This is a genomic window from bacterium (genome assembly GCA_016789445.1).
In the GTDB taxonomy this organism is placed as follows: domain Bacteria; phylum Patescibacteriota; class Minisyncoccia; order Phycocordibacterales; family UBA2100; genus UBA10103.
The window spans coordinates 159,728-181,638 of the sequence record JAEUQT010000001.1; the positions used below are offsets into that span (position 1 = coordinate 159,728).

25 protein-coding genes and 1 tRNA gene are annotated in these 21,911 nt (G+C 57.4%); 2 read left to right on the plus strand and 24 right to left on the minus strand.

Annotated features, from left to right (window positions below):
• Nucleotides 1-28: 28 nt before the first annotated feature.
• From gatA to JNK62_01095, 19 genes are all read right to left on the minus strand, one after another.
• The gene (gene gatA, locus JNK62_01005; protein MBL8158097.1) at nt 29-1,447 is read right to left on the minus strand and encodes an Asp-tRNA(Asn)/Glu-tRNA(Gln) amidotransferase subunit GatA; all 1,419 of its coding nucleotides are present in this window, start codon (nt 1,445-1,447) and stop codon (nt 29-31) included.
• A 1-nt stretch (nt 1,448) separates the two neighbouring features.
• A complete protein-coding gene (locus JNK62_01010) occupies nt 1,449-1,730 on the minus strand; it encodes an aspartyl/glutamyl-tRNA amidotransferase subunit C (protein ID MBL8158098.1) in 282 nt (93 codons plus the stop codon).
• Nucleotides 1,727-3,730: an NAD-dependent DNA ligase LigA gene (gene ligA / locus JNK62_01015; protein MBL8158099.1), complete on the minus strand. Its 2,004-nt coding sequence runs from the start codon at nt 3,728-3,730 to the stop codon at nt 1,727-1,729. The genes JNK62_01010 and ligA overlap by 4 nt, the downstream gene beginning before the upstream one ends.
• A 36-nt stretch (nt 3,731-3,766) precedes the next feature.
• Nucleotides 3,767-4,219, minus strand: a complete 453-nt coding sequence (locus JNK62_01020) for a hypothetical protein (GenBank protein MBL8158100.1) — start codon at nt 4,217-4,219, stop codon at nt 3,767-3,769.
• The gene (locus JNK62_01025; GenBank protein MBL8158101.1) at nt 4,216-4,764 is read right to left on the minus strand and encodes a prepilin-type N-terminal cleavage/methylation domain-containing protein; all 549 of its coding nucleotides are present in this window, start codon (nt 4,762-4,764) and stop codon (nt 4,216-4,218) included. Before JNK62_01025 ends, JNK62_01020 begins: the two co-directional genes overlap by 4 nt.
• Before the next feature lies 1 nt (nt 4,765).
• The gene (locus JNK62_01030; protein MBL8158102.1) at nt 4,766-5,341 is read right to left on the minus strand and encodes a prepilin-type N-terminal cleavage/methylation domain-containing protein; all 576 of its coding nucleotides are present in this window, start codon (nt 5,339-5,341) and stop codon (nt 4,766-4,768) included.
• Nucleotides 5,338-5,859, minus strand: coding sequence for a hypothetical protein (locus tag JNK62_01035; GenBank protein ID MBL8158103.1), 522 nt, complete (start codon nt 5,857-5,859; stop codon nt 5,338-5,340). The genes JNK62_01030 and JNK62_01035 overlap by 4 nt, the downstream gene beginning before the upstream one ends.
• The gene (locus tag JNK62_01040; protein ID MBL8158104.1) at nt 5,859-6,710 is read right to left on the minus strand and encodes a prepilin peptidase; all 852 of its coding nucleotides are present in this window, start codon (nt 6,708-6,710) and stop codon (nt 5,859-5,861) included. Before JNK62_01040 ends, JNK62_01035 begins: the two co-directional genes overlap by 1 nt.
• 61 nt (nt 6,711-6,771) lie before the next feature.
• A complete protein-coding gene (locus JNK62_01045) occupies nt 6,772-7,263 on the minus strand; it encodes a prepilin-type N-terminal cleavage/methylation domain-containing protein (protein MBL8158105.1) in 492 nt (163 codons plus the stop codon).
• A gap of 37 nt (nt 7,264-7,300) precedes the next feature.
• A complete protein-coding gene (locus JNK62_01050) occupies nt 7,301-7,747 on the minus strand; it encodes a type II secretion system protein (protein ID MBL8158106.1) in 447 nt (148 codons plus the stop codon).
• A gap of 106 nt (nt 7,748-7,853) precedes the next feature.
• Nucleotides 7,854-9,059 (minus strand): type II secretion system F family protein, encoded by a 1,206-nt coding sequence (locus tag JNK62_01055; protein ID MBL8158107.1) that lies wholly within the window; start codon nt 9,057-9,059, stop codon nt 7,854-7,856.
• A 6-nt stretch (nt 9,060-9,065) separates the two neighbouring features.
• Nucleotides 9,066-10,133, minus strand: coding sequence for a PilT/PilU family type 4a pilus ATPase (locus tag JNK62_01060; GenBank protein MBL8158108.1), 1,068 nt, complete (start codon nt 10,131-10,133; stop codon nt 9,066-9,068).
• A 61-nt stretch (nt 10,134-10,194) separates the two neighbouring features.
• Nucleotides 10,195-10,581, minus strand: coding sequence for a response regulator (locus JNK62_01065; protein ID MBL8158109.1), 387 nt, complete (start codon nt 10,579-10,581; stop codon nt 10,195-10,197).
• An 8-nt stretch (nt 10,582-10,589) separates the two neighbouring features.
• Complete coding sequence (locus tag JNK62_01070) at nt 10,590-12,317, minus strand: type II/IV secretion system protein (protein MBL8158110.1); 1,728 nt, start codon at nt 12,315-12,317, stop codon at nt 10,590-10,592.
• 3 nt (nt 12,318-12,320) lie between these two features.
• On the minus strand, nt 12,321-12,689 hold the full coding sequence (locus JNK62_01075) for a hypothetical protein (GenBank protein ID MBL8158111.1): 369 nt from the start codon (nt 12,687-12,689) through the stop codon (nt 12,321-12,323).
• Between the two features lie 3 nt (nt 12,690-12,692).
• Complete coding sequence (gene pilO / locus JNK62_01080) at nt 12,693-13,274, minus strand: type 4a pilus biogenesis protein PilO (GenBank protein MBL8158112.1); 582 nt, start codon at nt 13,272-13,274, stop codon at nt 12,693-12,695.
• A complete protein-coding gene (locus JNK62_01085; GenBank protein MBL8158113.1) occupies nt 13,271-14,005 on the minus strand; it encodes a hypothetical protein in 735 nt (244 codons plus the stop codon). Before JNK62_01085 ends, pilO begins: the two co-directional genes overlap by 4 nt.
• A 3-nt stretch (nt 14,006-14,008) precedes the next feature.
• Complete coding sequence (pilM, locus tag JNK62_01090) at nt 14,009-15,160, minus strand: type IV pilus assembly protein PilM (protein ID MBL8158114.1); 1,152 nt, start codon at nt 15,158-15,160, stop codon at nt 14,009-14,011.
• 22 nt (nt 15,161-15,182) lie between these two features.
• Nucleotides 15,183-15,554: a 4a-hydroxytetrahydrobiopterin dehydratase gene (locus tag JNK62_01095; protein MBL8158115.1), complete on the minus strand. Its 372-nt coding sequence runs from the start codon at nt 15,552-15,554 to the stop codon at nt 15,183-15,185.
• 67 nt (nt 15,555-15,621) lie between these two features.
• On the opposite strand from JNK62_01095, the gene JNK62_01100 reads away from it, so the two are divergent.
• Nucleotides 15,622-16,287 carry a ComF family protein gene (locus JNK62_01100; GenBank protein MBL8158116.1) on the plus strand — a complete coding sequence of 222 codons (666 nt, stop codon included), beginning with the start codon at nt 15,622-15,624 and terminating at the stop codon, nt 16,285-16,287.
• Between the two features lie 173 nt (nt 16,288-16,460).
• Here the strand turns inward: JNK62_01100 and JNK62_01105 are convergent.
• The 3 genes from JNK62_01105 to JNK62_01115 all read right to left on the minus strand — a co-directional run bounded on the left by JNK62_01105 (nt 16,461) and on the right by JNK62_01115 (nt 17,550).
• Nucleotides 16,461-16,549, minus strand: a tRNA-Ser gene (locus tag JNK62_01105).
• Between the two features lie 34 nt (nt 16,550-16,583).
• Nucleotides 16,584-17,213 carry a 2,3-bisphosphoglycerate-dependent phosphoglycerate mutase gene (locus tag JNK62_01110; protein MBL8158117.1) on the minus strand — a complete coding sequence of 210 codons (630 nt, stop codon included), beginning with the start codon at nt 17,211-17,213 and terminating at the stop codon, nt 16,584-16,586.
• Nucleotide 17,214: 1 nt separating this feature from the next.
• On the minus strand, nt 17,215-17,550 hold the full coding sequence (locus tag JNK62_01115) for a phage holin family protein (protein ID MBL8158118.1): 336 nt from the start codon (nt 17,548-17,550) through the stop codon (nt 17,215-17,217).
• Between the two features lie 354 nt (nt 17,551-17,904).
• Here JNK62_01115 and recG point away from each other — a divergent pair, with 354 nt between their 5' ends.
• Nucleotides 17,905-20,064 (plus strand): ATP-dependent DNA helicase RecG, encoded by a 2,160-nt coding sequence (gene recG, locus JNK62_01120; protein MBL8158119.1) that lies wholly within the window; start codon nt 17,905-17,907, stop codon nt 20,062-20,064.
• Here the strand turns inward: recG and JNK62_01125 are convergent, their stop codons facing one another.
• Both JNK62_01125 and JNK62_01130 read right to left on the minus strand, forming a co-directional pair.
• A complete protein-coding gene (locus JNK62_01125; protein MBL8158120.1) occupies nt 20,065-21,405 on the minus strand; it encodes a PKD domain-containing protein in 1,341 nt (446 codons plus the stop codon).
• 37 nt (nt 21,406-21,442) lie between these two features.
• A complete protein-coding gene (locus tag JNK62_01130) occupies nt 21,443-21,904 on the minus strand; it encodes a 6,7-dimethyl-8-ribityllumazine synthase (GenBank protein ID MBL8158121.1) in 462 nt (153 codons plus the stop codon).
• Between the last annotated feature and the right edge of the window lie 7 nt (nt 21,905-21,911).

The window sequence follows — 21,911 nt, forward strand, 5'->3', positions numbered from 1 at the left end:
ACCGGATTATATCCTGCCCTGCTTGGCCTTAGGCAGCCTTCTCAACATCAGCGCCGATCATAAGAAGCGCGTCTTCTCCGTGATGTGGACCGATGAGCTGGAAACCTACCGGAAGAGCCTTTCCATCACGCTGCACTGATCCCGATGGAACCGAGAGCGCAGGGACACCTGCGAGATTGACCGGCACGGTAAAGATGTCCGCTGCATACATCGCGACCGGATCCGATTTCTCACCAAGCTTCCACGCCGGGATCGGCGACGTCGGTGTTGCAATAGCATCGACACCCTCGAATGCTTTCTCGAGATCGGAACGGATGAGCGCACGGACAGCACGCGCCTTTCGATAGTACGCATCGGCGTATCCGGACGAGAGAACGAACGTCCCCACGAGGATGCGGCGGCGCACTTCCGGACCGAAGCCCTGACCGCGCGATTTCTCATAGACGCTCGAGATATCTTCCGCAGGAACGGAGAGTCCGTAGCGGATGCCGTCGTAGCGCGCAAGGTTGGTCGAGACTTCGGCAGGATTGATGATGTAGTAGACCGCGAGCGAATGCGCAAGGTTCGGCAGCTCGATATCACGGACCTCATATCCTGCGGTACGAAGATCGGTGAGCGTCTTTTCGAACGCAGCAAGCACATCGGGATCTACCCCCTTTTCAAGGAGCGCACGAGGTACGCCGATGACTTTCTTCAGATTCTTCGCCGCGGTGCGCACATTCTCAGGAAGCGACGTGCTGTCATTCGCGTCATATCCTGCGATCGCTTCGCGCATGATGCGCGCGTCTTCGGTGTTCTTCGTGATGGGACCGATCTGATCGAGCGATGATGCTGCGGCCATGAGTCCGAAACGCGATACGGTGCCATACGTGGTCTTCAGTCCCACGACGCCACAGAATGCGGACGGCTGACGGATGGAGCCGCCGGTATCCGATCCAAGTGCTGCAAGCGCGAGATTCCCCGCGACCGCTGCCGACGAACCACCGGAAGTGCCGCCCGGCACACGTGCCGTATCGATCGGATTCTTCGTCGGTCCGAATGCCGAGTTCTCGGTAGAACCGCCGAGCGCGAATTCATCCATGTTGGTGCGGCCAAGAAAGATTGCCCCCTGTTCTTTCAGCTTGGTGATGACCGTCGCATCGTATGACGCACGATAGTTCTCCAACATCTTCGATGCGGAAGATGCGATGCGACCCTTGATGAGAATATTGTCTTTCACCGCGATCGGGATACCGGTAAGCGGCTTCACATCGCCTTTTGCGATGCGCTCATCAGCCGCCTTCGCTTCTTCTCGCGCCGAATCCTTCCACACCTCGAGGTAGGCATGGATTTCCGGATCGCGCTTCTCGATCTCCGCAAGATACGCATCGGTGAGTTCGAGCGCCGTGAATTCCTTCGCATCAAGAGCTTTACGCGCCGAGGAGATAGTGAGTTTCGAGAGATCCATACTACTTGGAAATGACCTGCTTCACCGCCACCTGATCATCCTTCTGTGCCGGAGCCGCATCAAGGAGCGTGCGGGTGTGCAATCCGGTCTCGTGAGGATTCGCGTCCTCACGCATGATATTTCGATGTACCGGACTCTTATGCCCAGCCTCAGCTGCCACCGCCTGGATGGTCTCGACGAAACCGAGGATCTCCGGAATCTCCTTCTCGAGTTTGGCCAGCTCATCGGCCGAGACTTCGAGCTTGGCAAGCTTGGCGAGCGCAGCGACGTCGATCTGTGTCATCCGAGCATCCTAGCAAATTCCTCCTCGCTCAGCACCTGGACGCCCAGCTGTCGGGCTTTGTCTAATTTCGAACCAGCGCTCTCGCCCGCGACGAGATACGAGGTCTTTTTCGATACCGAGCCGGATGCGGAACCTCCCAAGGAACGGATTTTAGCCTCCGCCTCCTCGCGACTCATGCGCTCAAGCGTGCCCGTAAGGACGAAGGTCTTTCCCGCAAATCGGCCGTTCCTTGCCGGAGCCGCATCCTTTTCTACTTTGAGATGCTCGAGCAGGCGATCAAGGATGGCTGCCTTCTCCTTCCGCCTGAACCACTCGTGAATGGAAGTCGCGAGCGTCTCGCCGACTCCGTTTACTGACGTGAGCTCTTCGACCGAAGCAGCGCGCAGTTTATCGATAATCCCGAAATGCTGTGAGAGCAATCGCGCCGTCTCCTCACCCACATGATCGATGGAAAGACCATAGAGGAGGCGCGAAAGCGATACCATGCGTGCTTTATTGATATTCTCGATCAGCTTTCGTGCGGAAATCTCAGCAAAACCTTCGAGCGCCAGAAGATCGCCCTCGGTGAGCGTGAATATCTCGTCATACGTATTGACCAGACCCTCGTCCACCAGAAGCTCCGCAGTCTCCTTCCCCAAGCCTTCGATATCGAATGCGGCGCGAGATGCGAAGTGACGCAATCGACGCTTGGCGAAGATCGCTGAGTCGCGATTTACGCACCGCCATGCCGATGTCCCTGGCACGCGCTCGATGCGACCATCCCCACCGCATGCTTCGACGATTGTCGGCCATGTAAAGACCTTCTCTTTCCCGGTACGCAGTTCAGGCAAGACTTTGACGATATCCGGGATTACGTCGCCCGCCTTCTGCAGGATTACGGTATCCCCGATACGCACATCGAGACGCTTGATCTCGTCTTCGTTATGGAGCGTCGCACGCGATACGGTGGTTCCAGCGACCGAAACCGGCTTCAGGTGTGCCACCGGAGTCAGGACGCCCGTGCGTCCTACCTGGAGGACGATATCTTCCACGATCGTCGTCACCTGCTCAGCCGGGAACTTGTACGCGATCGCGAAGCGCGGTCCCTTGCCGGTATAACCCAGCGCTTCCTCGTATTTCTTTTCGTTCACTTTGACGACGATGCCGTCCACCCAATAATCCTGCTTACGTCCTTTTTCCTTCCACTTCTCCCAAAAAGCGATAACTCCTTCGATGTCCGAGACCTCGCAGTTCGGATTCACCTTAAACCCGAGTTCGCGCAGATAGGTGAGCTCCCCCACCTGATCCTGCGGATATGTTTCCGAGGTCGATGCCAATTCGTAGATAAACGTATCGAGCTTGCGCGATGCGGCCACCCGAGGGTCGAGCTGTCGGATCGAGCCTGCGGCAGCATTGCGCGGATTCGCGAATAGAGCTTCTCCCTTCTTCTCGCGCTCCTTGTTGATACGCGCAAGCTCTTTGGCACCAAGCCATACCTCGCCCTCCACGATGACATCAACCGGGCGCGGCAGCGAAAGCGGCACGCTCTCGATCGTGCGGACGTTGTGCGTCACATCCTCCCCCACCTCGCCATCACCCCGCGTCGCAGCCGTCTTCAGAAGCCCCTTCTCGTAGGTCAGTACGACCTTGAGACCGTCGATCTTGAGTTCGCTCATATAGCTCGGCTTCGCATCCGGAAACTGCTGCTTAAGAAACCGCTTCACACGCGCATCGAACTCACGGATGTCTTCTTCGCTGAACGCATCGTTGAGCGACCACTGCGGCACCGTATGCTTCACCTTCTTGAAACCAGGGAGCGGCTCTCCTGCCACGCGTTGTGATGGGCTATCCGGCGTTATGAGCGCAGGATACTCGCTCTCGATTTCAGAGAGCTCGTGCTTGAGTGAATCCAACGCCTCGGGGGAAATCTCCTCCTTGTCATACACGTGATAGAGCGTGCGGTATTCATTGATGCTTGCCTTGAGCTTCTCGTATCTGGCGCGCACGTCCTTCGGGATCATGCGGGAAGCTTAGCGTCTTTCGACGCTTTTTTCTACCTAGTAGCTGAGCTCGACGGAGCGCTGGAGCGCGCGACCGGAGAGCGAAATATCCGAGCAGGGCGTGCTGAAACCATCGGCATGGATGACCGTCCGCGGATCGGTCGTCTTTTTCTCCACCGCCACCTGCACGCAGTAGCCATTCGGTTCGAACTCGAATTCCATGGTGTATGGCAGCGCTCCCGGCGCGCCGGTAATGGTGAGCGGTGCACCGTTGCATGCCGGATCGAGTCCCGGGGTCGTGCTGCTGAAATATTCATAGCGCACGTCCCAGTACAGCGCACACTCAGCGCCGGTATCCGCCGCATAGAATGCATATTGCGAACTGCGCCCCAAGGACGAGAGGATGACCTGTTTCTGCGCAACGCTGAAAATCGAGATGCCCAGCGTAAGGACCAAGGACGCTACGAGTGCCGAGAACAATATCGTGAAGCCGCGCTGGTTTTTCATCATACGCTTCCATCGTTAACCCAGCGGTACAGATTCTCGTAGATCGTAAACGTGCGGAGCTGATTGAGGCCGCCCGTCGTCCATTCGACAGTGACGGTGACGCGGATCTCATCCTGCGTACCTTCGACGTACTCCGCCTCGACGGTCCGACGATATTTGGTACTCGCCCATCCGGTACTGTACCCGTAGAGGTCCCCATCAGTCTGCAGATACTGACAGGTGCCCGAGCAGGTAGCGATGGCGTTATTGCGCGTATCGATGGTGAATGGTGTGCCGATCGGGATATTGCATAGCAGCGTCATCGGGGTGCACGCCGGATCAGGCTGATCATAGGCGATGCGCAGGATATTCCCGTCGCGGATCGAGCGCACCGATTCGATCGCCTCCTGTCCGAGATTGAATGCCGCGATCTGGTCACGTGCGTAATACGCAGCGGAAAGCGATTGCATGGTGAGTGACATCGGCGCCACGATCGCCACCGTGAGGATGGTGATCGCGACCAAGGTCTCGATGAGCGTCATCCCTTTTTGTGATTCGTGCGTTTTCATATCAGATATCGAGCGCACGCTGCACCGCGGTTGCCTGGATGTAGAACGTGGTACGGGTTTTCTCGTCATTGCCGGCACTTCCCTTCACCACGACCACGACCTTCGGCTGGGTGATGTCTCCCGGCTGGGTTCCGATGACATAGAACGTCAGTTCTTCGATGGAGATCTCCGGTGCCGTGATCGGGATCGAATTCGTGCCGCCGTTGAGCGATCGATAGATGCGCCCTCCCTGGATGAAATATACCGCGCGCTCATTCTGCTGGGTGCTATCTGATCCATATGGAGCGAACGAAAAGAGATCGTCACCATTCGCGCAGTCTGCTCCTACGGCGCCTGGAATACCTGATCCGTTGCAATTGTAATGCGTACCCATGCGCGCGGCGCGTACCATGCTGTCCAGAGAGATATTGAGGTTGTTCATGACGCTCTCGAGCGTACGCGCCTTACGGTTCGCGTCCACGAGAGCCAGGAGCGCACCGACGGCGACCAGCATGATGATCGCGAAAAGCGATACGGAAACCATCATCTCGACGAGCGAGAAACCCTTCTCAGAACGTATGTCGCGAGAAGATGTCATTGTACGGAGATCTGGCCCGAAGCTTCGACGATGACTTCTGATTGTTCGCCGCTGCGAGACTGCAGCACGATACGCGCCCGGTCATCGAGCGTGGCCCCTGCGGAGCGGCGGATCATCGCATCCGGCTCGGGACGCCTGAAGAGCATGCTCAGCTGGGACAAACTACAGGTCTCGATCCCGTTCATCGCTCGGGCGCAGATATTCGCGATGCGGTATCCGCCGTTGAGCGTGGTCGAGGTGACCGTCTCTCCTGTATCGAAAACGCCGTTCTGGTTCACATCCCCGAACAGCACGTACGAACTCAGGGCATCCTCTGCCGGCTGCGTGATATGGATCCCGTATCCCACATCGAAATTGACTCCTTGATACCGACGCACGGCGATACCGTAGACCTGTGCCTGACGGACCGAAAGCGCCATGTCATGCGCGAGGTTCTGTAAGACGATGAGATTGCCGAAGCGCGCGTTCGTCGAGAGGACCACGCCAGAGAGGATCATGAAGATCCCGGTCACTACCATCAATTCCACAAGACTAAAGCCCCGGGAAAGCCGAGAATCGGTGCGTAGGAATATATGAGAGCGAACCATACGATGCTGGTGCCGATGATGAGGAACGGTCCGAACGGCACTTCGCTCTTCATTGTAAATCCCTCCTTCCCTCCTCCCAAGCGAGTTATCCCAAGAGAATGGAGGACCTTCACGATATGCGGAAGCGGAATAAGGATGAATACTCCTATGATCGCGCCGATGACGAAAGAATACATGAGCGCCAAATATCCGTACCCAAGGCCGAGAAGCCATCCCATACCGAGCGCGAATTTCACATCGCCGAACCCCATCCACGTACCACGCGAGATGAGCCACATGAGGAAAAGCGGGAGCGAAACCAGCGGCCCTGCCACGAGAAGCCACACGTAGGGCACCCACTCCCCCGTTGGCGCAAAGAGATACATGAGATAGAGGGAGAATACGAGCGCCAGAGCATTGAAACTCCACACCCATCGATCAGGCATGATCATGTGGTAGAGGTCGTACACGAATATCGCGATGCAGAAAATCGCAATCGCGCACCCGATCACCTGCGCGATAAGAGGAAGCGGCGCGAGACCGAGCATAAGAAACGAGATTCCTGCCGCGAGTTCGACTACGGGATACTGGACGGAGATCGAGGCACGGCACGAGGAGCACTTCCCGCGCAGCATGAGCCACGAAAGGACGGGAAGAAGCTCGTGCCATGCAAGCACCCTGCCGCATTTCGGACACGAACTTCGTCCATCAAGCGCGCGCGTGCCGTGGCGAAGGATGAGCACATTCGTGAAGCTGCCGAAGATGAGGCCGAATCCGAGCCAGACGACGGCCTCGTAGAGCATGCGGAGATTCTAACAGAAAAGCACACCTCTCGGTGTGCTTTTCCTTCAGAACAGAGAGAAACTACGGCGTTACGCAGAAGCGCGCGGTCGCACCACTGTCAGAGCAGTCGATGCCGCCGATCGGATTGGTATCAACATCGCCCGCAGGAACGGCCGAAGATCCACCTTCGATATCAGCACCAATGACATAGCCTGGGCACGCTGGAGACGTTGTCGTACATGCAGTCGTACCGTCTGCCGCGAGCGCTGCATAGCTGTACGGCGCGAGCGTCGTCGGATCAAGCGGAAGCGCCGAGATGTACTTGCTGGTGACGAGCACCGACGTGGTTGCTGAGGCAAACGCTTCGGTAGCCGTCGGGAAACGCTGGTTTGCATCGTAGTAAAGCTCAAGCGCCAACTGAAGCTGCTTGATGTCGGAGATACGGCGTGCATCGCGACCCTTCTTACGGGCGCTGTTGAGTGACGCCAGGACGACCGACGAGAGGATACCGATGATGGCGATCACCACGAGGAGCTCGATGAGGGTGAAGCCGCGCTGAGATCGATTAAACATAGTTATGATTGCGTTAATCCGCTAATGAATAACAAACTTACGGTTGCTGACAGTACATCGGATCGGTGCAGGTTACGCTACCCACCGTACCGTCGATGTCCTGACTGAGCGCTGCGTTCGCCGTATCCTCAAGCGTTGCGCCGAGGATGTAGCTCGCACAGACACCGCCGCTTTGCGTACATGCTGCACCCGCGCTCGTAAGGTTATCGAACGAGTACGAGCCCGATTGAGGATCTGTCGGCACGACTGAGATGTATGTCGGCGCAAGCTGCGAGAGAGCATCCGGATACTCGCTCGAGTTATTGTCATAAAAGAGCTCGAGCGCCAACTGAAGCTGCTTGATGTCGGAGATACGGCGTGCATCGCGACCCTTCTTACGGGCGCTGTTGAGTGACGCCAGGACGACCGACGAGAGGATACCGATGATGGCGATCACCACGAGGAGCTCGATGAGGGTGAAGCCGCGTTCATTTCGTGAAAACATAGAATTGTGAATAAACGGTTAAAATTTGATCGCTATGCACGCTACGCGCGATGCAATCATCATACGGCACATCACACTCCCCTTGTCGAGTGGGTGTGTATAACCGCTAGATACCTGACGCGATGTTGTAGATAGGCACGAGGACCGACGCGAGAAGGATGGCGACGCCGACGGCGAGCATGACGATCATGAACGGCTCGATGAGTGAGACGAGCGTGTCCACTGCGTTATTCACTTCGCGGCGGTAGAACTTCGCAATGGAATCAAGGATCGAACCCATATTGCCGGTCTCTTCGCCGATCTTGATCATCGCCACCATGATGCCCGGGATCTCCGGATGCTTACGGAACGCTTCGGAAACCGGCATACCGGCCTTCACGTCGACCGCTGCTTCGCGCAGGACGCGCTCGTACGTCGGGTCTTCGACGACGGTGCCGGTGATCTCGAGTCCGCGCAGCATCTGAATACCCGATCGGAGCATGGTTGAGAGGTTGTCAGCGAGACGCGAGAGATAGAGGTTCTGATAGATACCGCCGAGGACCGGGACCTGTAATCGTGCACGCGAGAAGACCACCTGACCGGTTTGTGTCTTGATGTAGCGATAGAGGAAAAAACCCGCAAGGACGACGAGGATACCCCAGAGCAGTGCGTAATTGGCGAAGAGATTACTCATGCCGATGACGACGCGAGTATAGACCGGCACCGACTGCCCCACTTCCGTGAGCATGCCCGCGAGCTTCGGGATCACCAGCGTCATCATGAGCACCATGACGATGACGAACGTTCCCACGATGAACGCCGGATAGATGAGTGCGTTCTTCGCTTTCGCCGTGATTTCGTAGTTACGATCGAGGTAATCCGCGAGATAGGCAAACGTCTCATCGAGCTTGCCGGATTCCTCGCCGGCACGGATCATGTTCACATAGAAACCGGAGAAGACTTCCGGATGCCGGGAAAGCGCCGCTGAAATCGCGCTACCCGCTTGGATATCCGATGCGATCGCGGAGAGTTTTGCAGCAAGCTGCGGCGTGCGTGCCTCCGCCGCAAGGAGCTGGAATCCGCGAAGCGCGGAAACCTGCGCCTCGAACAGCGTCGTCATCTGACGCGAGAGCATCACGATATCGCTCCCCTTGATACCGCTGAATATCTGGATGCTCCTCTGAAGGCCGACTTTCTGATCCGCCGGATCGATGGATGCGATGATGAGGCCGCGGCGCTGCAGAGCCGCGATCGCGACATCGATGTTCACCGCATCGACCGTACCGCTACGATCCGCTCCCTTATCGTCGACTGCCTTGTAGGAAAACAACATACTGGCTTAGAGCAATTTCTGGAGCACGTTCGGATTGAGCGAATACTGGTAGGCGGTCTCGACGGTGATCTCTCCGCGCGAGACGAGTTCCGAAAGCGAGCGATTCATATCGATCATGCCTTCCGCGGAAGAGGTCTCGATGACCGTATTGATCTCGTGCGTGCGTTTCTCGCGGATAAGATTCGCGACGGCTTTATTGTTGATGAGAAGCTCGTACGCCGGGATGAGACCACCGGAAATGCGCGGCACGAGACGCTGCGAGAAGATCCCCGCGAGCGATGAGCCGAGCTGCAGGCGGATCTGATCCTGCTGCGACGCCGGGAAGGTATCGATGATGCGGTCGATGGTCTGTGCTGCGTTGTTCGTGTGGAGCGTCGAGAAGACGAGGTGACCCGTTTCTGCCGCCGTGACCGCCGCGGCCATGGTTTCCGGTCCACGCATCTCCCCCACCAATATCACGTCCACGTCCTGACGGAATGCGCTCACCAGCGCGGTCGCGAAATCCTTCGTATCAAGAAGCACTTCACGCTGATCGATGATGGAGCGCTTCGGTTCGTAGATGTATTCGATCGGGTCCTCGATGGTGACGATGTGCTCCATGCGTTCCATGTTGATCATCTCGATCATCGCGGAGAGCGTAGTCGATTTGCCCTGCCCGACCGGACCGACTACCAGGAAGAAGCCTTGGTTCTTGCGAGCGAACGTCGTGAGGATATCCGGCAGGTTGAGCTCCTGCAGCGTCTTGATCTGCTTCGGAATAAGACGCAAAGCTATACCTACTGCACCGCGCTGGAAGAAAGCATTGCCGCGGAAGCGGTTTCCATCTGCGGTTTGATACGCGAAATCCAGCTCGAGCGTCGAGAAAAACCGGCTCTGCTGGTCCTGGTTGAGAAGCACCTTCGCGTACCCCATCGTGTCCTCTGCAGTAAGAACCGGCTCCTTGAGCATCGGGGTGAGATTCCCCGCGACACGGATCGTCGGGTGTGCACCGGTAGAAAAATGAAGGTCGGATCCGCCTTCATGCGTCAGGACCGTGATGTACTTCTTCAGCTGTGCATCGTAATCGAGCGCCATGAAATATATTGTAACGTACTTTTATAGGTCCCCCTCCCTATCCACACGCCGATGACGCGTATCACTTCATTCCGATCTCTTCCTTCACCATTGAGACGACTTCCGACGGGATCATACTCGCCTTCACGACGTATTTCTGCGCACCGAGCTCTTCCGCGTGCTTGCGATCGGCATCGTTGCTCTGGTTCGTGAGCGCGATGAGACGCGCGGTGCCGCCGAGCTTCTCGTCGCGGACGCCTTTCAGGAATTCGAAACCATCCTGTCCCGGCATGGTGATATCGAACAGGATGACATCAGCTTTCGCACCGCCGCGCAGCGCTTCTATTGCCTCATGCACTGAGAAACACGAGATCACCGTGAATCCTTCCTGCGTGAATTTAAGGCTGTACATGTCGAGGAGGAACTTATCATCGTCCACCAACATCACTGTCTTTCCGTTTTCTGCCATAGTGAAAATTAATTCGTTTTCGTATCTTCTGGTTCTTCAGTATCAGCGGGCGTCTCTTCGGTAGCGGCAGGCTTTTTCTCTTCCGGCTCTTCCTCCGTATCCAAGAGGAGCGATGAGAGCGTATTCACTTCAGAGAACGGGACCTGCTTCGCGAACGCTTTCATTGTAGCATCCTCGCGCATCGTGAGCATTCCCTGCTCGCGTGCCGACGCCCAGATCTTCGAATCCACCGGGTTGGTAAGGACGATCTTCTCGATTGCGGTCGTCATTTCCATCACCTCGAAGACCGCGGCACGTCCACGCATACCCGTCGGACATGCGGCGGTACGCTCTGGCTCATACACGGTGTCTTGTATCGGGAATCGGTATTCCTTCGGAAGGCTCGCCATATCCATTTCCATCGACTTTCGATCGCTGGCGGAGAGCGGTACTGCCTTGCCGGTACCAGGACAAAGCGTACGCACGAGACGCTGCGCCATCGAAAGGATAAGCACCGGTGGAATGAGGTACGGCTCCACTCCCATATCGATAAGGCGAGGGATGGTGCCGACCGCATCGTTGGTGTGGATCGTTGAGAGCACCAAGTGACCGGTGAGCGCCGCCTGCATCGCGAGCTTCGCCGTCTCACCGTCGCGGATTTCGCCGACCATGATGACATCCGGGTCCTGACGGAGCGTCGTGCGCAGACCGTTCGCGAACGTATACCCGATCTCAGGACGCACTTGTGACTGGATGATACCGTCGACGTGATATTCGATCGGATCCTCGAGTGAGAGCACGTTCTTATGCTCGCGATCGAGCTCCGCAAGCATCGAGTAGAGCGTCGTGGATTTACCGGAACCGGTCGGACCCGAGATGAGGATGAGTCCGTGCGGTCGTTGGATCGCGTCGCGCATGAGACGGAGATTGCGTTCCGAAAGACCGATCTGATCAAGTGGGATGAATCCCTGATCACGATCGAGGATACGCATCACCACCTTCTCACCGGCATACGACGGGAATGTGGAGACACGGAAGTCGATCTGGCGATTGTCGAATGACGCCGAAAAGCGTCCGTCCTGCGGCTTACGTCGCTCGTCGAGTCGGATCGAGGAGAGGACCTTGATACGGGCGACAACTGCGCGATGCGTCTCAAGCGGCAAGACGACGCTGGTATGCAGATCGCCGTCGACACGATAACGGACGCGAAGCCCGGCGGAGGTCGGTTCGACGTGGATATCGGATGCTTTTCCGTCGATCGCATAGCGCAGGATCGTCGAGACGATCTTGATCGCTGGCGCGTCCTCGGTGATTGAACCTCCTCCTTCGGTAGCTCCCGCAAGATTGCCGAGCTGCAGCATCCCTTCATCGTCGGTCTCTTCTTTCTTGCGACCACTGGTACGCTCTTCCGATTCGAGGTCAGAGAGCGCCTTATCGACCTCCCCACCCAAACCCTTATACATCGAGAGGATCTTCTGCAGATCCTGTTCGCTCATGCGGAAGATCTTGAACGGCATTCCCGTCTTGCGGGCGATGAAGTTCAATGCATCGATAGCAGCGATGTTATCGGGATCCACCATGCCGACCTCCAAGACATCCTCGACGACACCGAGCGGCGCGAGCTTATAGTGTTCCGCGGATTCCTGCGGGATGAATTTGAGGACATCGTACGGGATCTTCTGCTCGCCAAGAGTACGCGTCGGGATCGCGTTCGCGGCATTTCCCTGCCCTGCGCCTGCCTGGACCTCAGGAGGCATACGTTAGCGTGAACCTTGCGAGGTGGAAGTTGCAGCTCGTGTCGTCGTCGCGGTCTGGGTCGGCGTCTGGGTCATTCCAGGAAGCGGGAGGAACGGATTCTCACGACCCACCGGCTCAGGAACAATCTGCGTACCGTTATCCTTGAGCGCGACGAATGCGGGATCAGAGAAAATCGTGCCCGAGAGCGTGATGGCGCGCAGTTGCAACAACGTCTCGACGACATCCTTGTCCGCTCCGCTGGACGTCGTCAGATCCTCGGTCGTAAGAAGCGCCTGTGGCGTCGTGTCACGCAAGAAGAGGTACCACGCCGCGGTGGCAGCGACCACGCTACCCAGGATCAGTATCACGAATTTATTCTGGAGTATCGCCATACATTATTTGAGCCAGTAGGTACGGAGCGTAATGTCGAATCGGTAGATCGGCTCACCCCCTGCTGCAGAAGCCGCATCAGCATCGAGCGTAAGGTTTACGACATCGACCAAACGGAGACTTCCCTCAAGGGCGGTAATGAACTCGACGAATTTCGGATACGTACCGCTGGTTGCGAATTTGAGAGTAAGCGAGTCGTAGGTCTGACGACTTGGCCCGATCGAGACCTGCTGTTCCGCACCGTTCGCACCCGCGGTGCCGGTACCCGGAGCATTGATGACGACGTTCTGCAGCGCGAATCCGTACTGGCTCGCAAGCGTATCGAGATCCAAGACCAGTCGGACGTTATCGACGTGATCCGGAAGCAGTTTGTGGAGTCGATCGACATCCGTAGGATTGAACGCGTTATAGCGAGACAGCAACTGTTGCTTGAGACGCTGCAATTCGGCTGCTTTATTGAGCGCCTGATCATATTGGGCGATCTGGGCCTGCACGCTTCGGACACCATCGTAAGCAGGACGGGTGTAGAAGAAGAACAGTCCGCCGGCTGCTGCTAGGAAAAGGAGCGAGAAAAGTGTGCGTGTCATAGCTGGGGTTCAGGTTGTGCGTCTTGTGCGGGCGGCGTCTGTTGTTGTGATCCCTGCGGCTGGGCGCCGGTCATGTCCTGCGGGAGACCGAACGGCGTAGCTGGCTCTTCGGGCGCCGCCTGCTGCTGCATGCTTGCGCCCCCTGCACGCACCGAGCGGTATCGCAGGCCTTCAGGATTGATACCGGACGTAAAATCGAAACGGACGCCCTGCGGCGTACGATTCATATTCGAGAAGATCGGACTCGTGATGACGCCGCTCTTGGACAGGAGGTCCGCTTCAAGCGCGATGGAATTCACACTCTGCGCGACACCCTGCATGGCAAGCGTCATGTCGCTGGAGTTCTGCGCCGAGAAATCAAGGGTCGAGAACGCGACGGTCTGAAGCGTCAGCTGCTGGAGCACATTGAAAAGCGCGGACGGTGCCACGTGGATCGAAAGGACTTCATCCGCAGCGCGCATACGATCATCAAGACGCGTGAGCTCCGCGATGAGCGCCGGTTCGAATGCCGCCTTGGCACGATTGAGCTGATCGAGCTTGCTCGTCGCGGTGGTGTTCAGGAACTGCACATACAGGAAGACACCGACAGCCAGCACCGCCGACGCGATGAAGAGAATGAGCCCCAGCAGCATGAACATGTCGAAACCGCCGCCTCCGGGTCCTTTCGATCCGGGAGTCGGTGCAGCTACAGGCGATTGCGGTATGAACGATGAGCGTATGTTTGATTCCATATCTTAGCCTTGTCGAAGTTCCCTTAAGGCCAGACCGACGGCTACCGCGAAACCAGGACCGATCGCCTGAAGGACCTGATCGAGGAATGCCGGTGATTCCGTACGACTGAACGGATTCGCGATTTCGACCTGCGCATGCAGGGCCTGATTCGCGAAACCAAGAAGACCGGGAAGCGATGCCCCGCCCCCGGTCAGGAGGACGTGCGATACGTCTTTATTGTATCGTTTCCCGTAGCTCAATAGTACCTTATCCGCTTCACCGAAGATCCTTTCCAGTGTGGATATGAGCGACGACTTGATGCGATCGTTCTCGTCCGTCGAATACGCAGCGGATTCCGTGAGGCCGCGCTCACGCTTCACGCGCTCGGCCTTCTCGAATTCCCACGAGAGCGATCGCGCGAGCTGCTCGGTCATCTGCTGTCCTCCCATGTTCGCGAGGTGGGTCATGCGCACGACACCGCGTTCGACGATGTACATCTTCGTAGTCGACGCACCCAAGTCGATGACGAGGACGGGCGCAACGCCGTGCCCCAACGAGGAACGGATCGCGCTGAAGATCTCGATCTCGTAGAAATGCGTGGAAAGACCGGCACCCGTTGAGATGACCTGGTAGTTGCGGACCGTATCGTTATGGATGGCGACGAGCAGCACCTCCTGCCCTTTCGCCTGCAGCGGCGCTTTCCCTTGGATGCGATCGAACGCTTCATTCGAGCCCTCATCCGGCGGGATGATGAACCAATCGAGCATGACTTCGGAGACCTGCATCGGGATATATTTGCGCGCCTCGATCGGAATCATCTGCTTCAGCTGTTCAGGATCGGTCTTCGGAAGATCCAGGATGGAGACGAGACTCGAGGAGAATGGAATAGAGATGCCCGCTGCCTTTGCGGTCACGTTCGCCTCCTTCATGAGATCCAGGAGCACCTGGGTGGTCTGCTCGGGAGAGAGCTTCACCACCTTACCGACGGGTTCTTTTGCGTAGGGGCCAAGCGCGATCTCACCATACGTTTCAAGAACGGCAGCGCCATGCGCGCCACGCAACTGCACGACTTTCGCAGAAGATGCGCCGATATCCACTCCGATCACGCTCGTATCACCTTTTCCCGTGAGTGCACCGGTCAATTTCTGCGTCAAAGATCCCAGCGACAACGCCATGGGCGGAATTATATCACTGATATTAGGTGATCTTGTCTATCTTTGCGGCCAGGATGAAGTCATTTTCCGAGAGGCCGCCGATCGCGTGCGTCGAGAGCTCGATCTCCACCCTTCCCCACGAGATAAGAAGATCGGGATGATGTCCTTCTTCTTCAGCCAGCGCAGCGATCTTCGTCGCGCACGCGAATGCATCTTTGAAATTCTTGAATTTAAGCGAGCGCGATATGGTCGATGCATCCGGCCAGAGCATCCATGCGGGAGTATCTTTGAGCAGTTTCTCCGCCTCGTCTCGTGTGAGCGGAAACGCGCCCCCTTCGCACGGCACACACTTCTTAGCCGCAAGATCCACCCCGTTAGAAGCTTTGCCCCGATCTGCATCGTCCGACTGGTTCATATCGTTCGATACGTTACTGTTCCGACAGAGAGATGGCTTCTGACGGGGTCCATGCCACAATGCTAGCATGCTCGGCCTCTTCTCCAGGGCTGCCGCATCCATCCAGACGCTGCTCGACATCGTCCTGCCGCGTAACGAGCGCGTGATCCGCGCCGACGCGTACACTCTTGAGGATATTGCGGTCAATCCGCAGGTTCACGAAGCGTCCCGCATCGCGATCACCACACTGCTCTCCTATCGCGATACGGTGGTCGAAGACCTGATACGTGCGGTCAAATATGACGGATCCCGACATGCCGCTGGACTGCTTGCCGAGGTGCTTGCCGAATACCTTCGGGAGGAAATCGCTTCCCTGCACGCCTTCTCGACGCGATCGATCATCCTCATCCCGCTGCCTCTCCATGTACGACGCGCACAAGAGCGCGGATTCAATCAGATCGCATTCATCATGGAACAGCTCCCGGAGGAATTCCGGGACGGATCACTCGCGCGGATCGAACATGACGCACTCATGCGCATCCGTGAGACGAGACCGCAGACGCGTCTCACACGCGCCGAGCGGCTCGTCAATGTAAAAGACGCTTTCGCGGTGCGCGACATCGCGGCAGCCCTTGATTGTCACGCCTTCGTCATCGATGACGTGACGACAACGGGGGCCACCCTCGCCGAAGCTGTGCGTCCGTTACAGGGACTCAATATACCGGTGAGTCCGCTCGCGTTAGCAAAAGCCTAGAATTGCGGAGAGGGAGGGATTCGGTCACGGATAATTTTCTGCTGAAAATTTCCGCGACCCCGCCTCGTCGCCTACGCTCCTGCGACTTTCGAATCCCTCCGTTTCGCTATGCGAAACCGCCACCCTTTCGGGCGGCGCTCTCCGCAAAAAACTTGCGGGTCTCGTTTTTTTTGCGGAGAGGGAGGGATTCGAACCCTCGAGACAGTTTGACCCGCCTAACACGTTAGCACCGTGCCGCCTTCGACCACTCGGCCACCTCTCCTTCGTTCGCTACCCTACCATAAAACCGCGCCGTTTTATACCGCTTTCGCCCCCTCACGCGCATGCATCTCTAGTGAGAGGATGCATCCCTCGGCATCAATCTCATAGATGCGCGCCTCGGCAACACCGATTTCCACCTGCGCGACCTCGCGGTCATCCAGATCCTCGAGATGACGCATGAGTGCTCGAAGCGAATTGCCATGCGCGACGATGAGCACATTCTTTCCCTCTTCGATGACAGGAAGTATGGAATTCACGTAGTACGGCACCACGCGATCATAGACATCCTTCAGCGATTCCCCTTCCGGAATCGGCACATCCCAGCCGCGACGCAGTCTCTGGAAGGCTTCCTCGCCGATCTCATCGCGGACTTCCCACTTGTTCTTTCCCGTGTAGGTGCCGTAATTGCGTTCATTGAGCGCTTCGTGCGCGATCGTCGGGAGGTTCGTGATACCGAGCTTCTCTTTCAGCTTACGGAGCGTCTCCGACGCGCGGCGGAGCGTAGAAGTGAACGCCGCGTGATACTCGATCTCAGGAAGCCGTTCGGCAAGGATCGCTACCTCCTCATCGGCGTGCGCGGAGAGCCCGACATCACGCCAGCCGGTCCACATACCTTTAGCGTTCCACTCCGATCGGGCGTGGCGCACGAGAACAAGCTGCGCCATGTTACAAGGCCTTCTGGATGAACCACGAGATAATCGAAAGCACTATCGAACCCAAGAGCGCCGGCACGAAACCCGCAATAGTGAATCCGGGCACGATCAGTGTCATCGCCCAGAACAGGAGCGCATTGAGGATGAATGAGAAAAGACCGAGCGTCACGATCGTAATCGGAAGCGCGAGAAGCTGCAGTACCGGTCGGATCACCGTGATGATCACCGACCACACGAGACTCACCAGAAGAAGCGTCGTCCACCCTCCGGCAACCGAAATACCCGGGACGATATTGACCGTGAGATAGACCGCGACGGCGACGGCGACGAATTTAAGAAGGAAATGCATGCCGTATGCTACCGAGACTCGGTGCTCTATGCAAGACAAAAGAAAAAACCCCGCGCAACTCGGGGCCTTTTCCTGATCCTCCCTATTCTACTCGCTTGTCTCCTCTTCGTCTTCACCTTCTTCGACTTCATCATCATCTACTTCCTCGGCAAGCTCGTCAATCGCTGCAGGATCAAGCACATCATCTTTCTCGTCGTCACTCATCATCATAACGCCGCTGCATTTATCACTTCTAAATTACAAACTCCGCTATCGTACCCGGGACACGCATTCGTGCAAGCCGGGATGATCGGCGCGCATGTGTATAACTCATCCTCCCCTCGCATGCAAGCGCATCCTCGCTACAATGCGGCTATGCATCCAGACGACGCACTGACAAAATCCCTTCGCCTTGCAGCGCCACAGGTGAGCGCACTGCGCCGCCTTGGAATCGTAAGCGTACGCGATCTCCTGTATCACTTCCCCTCCCGTCATGAGCGCGCAGGAGCCAGCGCGTCGACGACGCAGCTCATTCCCGGGACGAAGGTGACGCTCATCGGCCAACTCAGCAAGCTCGAAGCCAAGCGGCTCTGGAAAAGCCGTCGTCCCGCAACAGAAGGATGGTTTACCGATGCGCACGGCCGCGTGAAAGTCATGTGGTTCAACCAGCCGTACATGGCGAAGATGGCGCCGCAGGAAGTACCGGTGCGTCTCACCGGTTCTGTCGGCGGCTCTGCCGAGCGCCCTTACATCACGAATCCAGAAGTTGTCGCGGTAACTACCGAGGAGCTCGCCGCCGGTCTTTTCAAACCGGAAAACGAATCTGAAGCAAAGCTGGAAATATTTCCGATCTATCCTGAGAGCCGCGGCATATCATCGAAATGGTTTTACCACGCCCTGAAGCGGGTCTTTGAAGCAAAAGTGCACGAAACCATACAGGATCCGATTCCGGCAGAATTACGCGAACGCTATCATCTCCCTGACCTCTCCACCGCCCTTCTCTGGATTCACCTTCCTGAAGAAGAAAAACATGCCGTCGCCGCGCGGAAGCGTTTCGCGTTCGAGGAGATATTCACGCTCCAGGTCGCGCGTGCGAAGGATAAGGCAGAGAACGCGTCACTGCCTTCGTTCCGTATCACCGACGCCCGCGAGCACGCCGCACGATTCCTGAAAGACATCCCGTTTCCGCCGACGAACGCACAGAAACGCGCGATCGAGGAGATCATCACGGATTTCGAGAAGCCGCATCCGATGGCACGCCTCCTCGAGGGTGATGTCGGCGCCGGCAAGACGCTCGTCGCCGCGGCAACGGCATATGCCGCCGTCCATTCCCGTCCACCGGGACGCCTCTCCGGCACGCTGCAGGTCGCGTATATGGCCCCGACGGAAATCCTCGCGACGCAGCATTTCGAATCATTCATCGAGTATTTCAAAGACCTCCCTATCAACATCGCACTTGTCACCGGCTCCGGTGCCAAGAAATTCCCCTCGAAGACGGCACGCGGCGGCGCAACCGACATCTCGCGCACCCAGCTCCTGAAGTGGATCAAGAACGGTGAGATCGCGATGCTCGTCGGGACGCATGCACTCATCCAGAAGAAAGTAGGCTTCCAACATCTCGCATATGCGATCGTCGATGAACAGCACCGATTCGGTACGCGGCAGCGCCGCGAACTCGCGCACAAGGGTGACGCCGCACCGCACTTCCTTTCCATGACCGCGACGCCGATCCCACGTACGCTCGCCCTCACCATCTACGGTGATCTCGATCTTTCGATTCTCGATGAACTTCCACCGGGCCGCGCAAAGATCACGACGGAAATCGTGATGCCGAAGGATCGCGCGAAGGCCTACGCAAGAATCCGCGAGGAATTGGAGAAAGGTCGTCAGGCGTATGTCATTTGTCCGCGCATCAACGAACCCGATCCTCAGAAAATGAATGCCATCCAGGCGAAGAGCGCAAAAGCAGAGGCCGAGCGATTACAGAAAGACGTGTTCCCAGATTATGAAGTGGGACTCCTTCATGGCGGTATGAAGCCTGCGGAAAAAGACAGGGCGATGACGCGATTCGAAAATGGCGAGACGCACATCCTCGTCGCAACCTCCGTCGTCGAGGTCGGTATCAACGTGCCGAACGCGACCTGCATCCTCATCGAGGGCGCCGAACGCTTCGGCTTGGCCCAGCTCCATCAGCTGCGCGGTCGTGTCCAGCGCTCGTCACATCCCCCGTTCTGTTTTCTCTTGCCGGAGACCAAGGGCGAAGCGGCAATGAAGCGCTTGAAAGCACTCGAGAAATCGAGTGATGGATTCAAATTGGCCGAAGCGGATCTTGAGACCCGCGGCGCAGGAGATCTCTACGGCAGCCGTCAATGGGGCATGTCGGATCTGGGTATGGAAGCGCTCCAGAATGCGAAACTCATCCAAGCCGCACGCTCTGAAGCACATGACCTTGTCGCGAAAGACCCTTCGCTCTCGCGACACCCTGCCCTTCTCGCGAAAGTCGAGAAGGCACAGGCGGCACATCATCGCGAATGATTACTGTACGATCGTGATCGCTGCGGTATCGGTATTCTGCAGCGAAGCACCGCGCTTGAGCGTAATAGTGTATGAACCAGGACCCGAATACGTGTGCGTGAGATCCTTGCCGATGACCCCTGAAGAGCACGAGCCTTCCGCCTGTACGGCATGCGCCGTGCCATCACCCCAATCGAGATCGTAGCGCGAGCACGAAGAATTGATATCGAAGAGTGCACGCGCCTGCAGCGGATTGCCGTTGATGCCGCCGGAGACCGAGAACTGACCACCCGATGAGGACACAGAGCCGCCCGCATTGACCGAGACCGAGCCGACATTCACTGCCGGAGTACCACGATAAAGACGCGCGACATACGTGCCGCTGGAAGTATAGGTGTGCGGCACCGAGAAGTTCGTCGCACTGCAGCCTGCGACCGCGATATTCGCACTGGAGCCGTCACCGAAATCGATTCGATACGGACCGGAATTACACTGCGCACCCGAATTCACGAGACCCGTGAAATTGACCGTGAGCGGCGTTGCACCTGAAGTCGGCGAGCCGGTTACCGTATCAGAGGATGGATTTACCACTTCATTACCCTGCGTGACCGTGACCGTTGCCGAGACCTGGTGCGTTCCTGCACGCAACAACACCTGATACGTGCCTCCGCGCTGATACGTATGCGGGAAGGTCTGCTGGATCTCATTGCATCCGTTTTGCGGCACGGAGACCGAAGAGCTAGGCGTGCCGTCTCCGTAATCGATGACGTAATTCATGGAACCGCAGTTGCGCGCCGTATTCACGGTCGCTTCGACCATGACATTGAGCGGTGAGACGCCGGTCGTCGGGGTGACGCGGATGAATCCGCTTACCTGCCCTGCCGTACCGCCAGTCGAGGTCGTTGCGCCGCCATCAGGACACTGCAGCGCAAGCAACGCCGCAGTACGCGGACCCGTGACGCCATATCCGGTCGTCGCCGGCGTTCCATCGCAGACGAGCTTGTTCTTGCACTGGAAGCGCTTCACCGCAGCCTCGGTAAGTGCGCCGTAATAACCGGTGACTGAGCGCTCAGGATAGACGGATGAATCCTGCGCGAGGAATTGCTGGAGACGCGTGACATCCGCACCACTATCTCCAAGTTTAAGGACGCGACTGACGCGCGGACATGAACCCGCTGGTGCGGGCGACGTCGGCGTCGAAGTGGTAGGAGTCGTCGGCGTGCTGCCTATCTGCTGCTGTAGCTGTTGGATGCGCTGCAAGAGGCTGCTGATCTGGGCGGCAAGCTCTTCCTGCGTTGCGGCACTGACAGCGACCGGGACGAGGATCGCGCTGATAATCAGGGTCTGGATGATTCGTGACATGGGACAATTGTCCCACACCCTACCCTCGCCGCAACCGTCAATTCACAAGCGCCATCCTCAGAGCAGCAATGGTCGCCTCGATGCCTTTATTCGCTTTGCCGCGCGATCGCGCCTTCGCCTGTGCGAGATTATTCGGAGTGATGACGCCAAATCCGATGGGTACGCCGGTAGTGAGCATAAGCTGGGTGAGGCCGTGCGCGACGGCGTTGGCGATGTATTCATCGTGCTTGGTCTCGCCCTTGATGATGCACCCAAGTGTGATGACGACGTCCACCTTCTTCTTGATCAGTTTCGCGCTGGCGAGCGGCAATTCGAAACTACCAGGGGCACGCATGACCGTAATGGCCTTTTCAGGAACCCTCCACTCTTTGAGCGTTGCGAGTGCCGCCTCGAACATCGAGCCGGTTATATCATCGTTGAATTCGGATATGGCTATACCAACTTTGAGGCGGGACGCGTCACCGACTGCCTGCGCCTTCGCATAGTGGGAACGTTGCATCGGGACA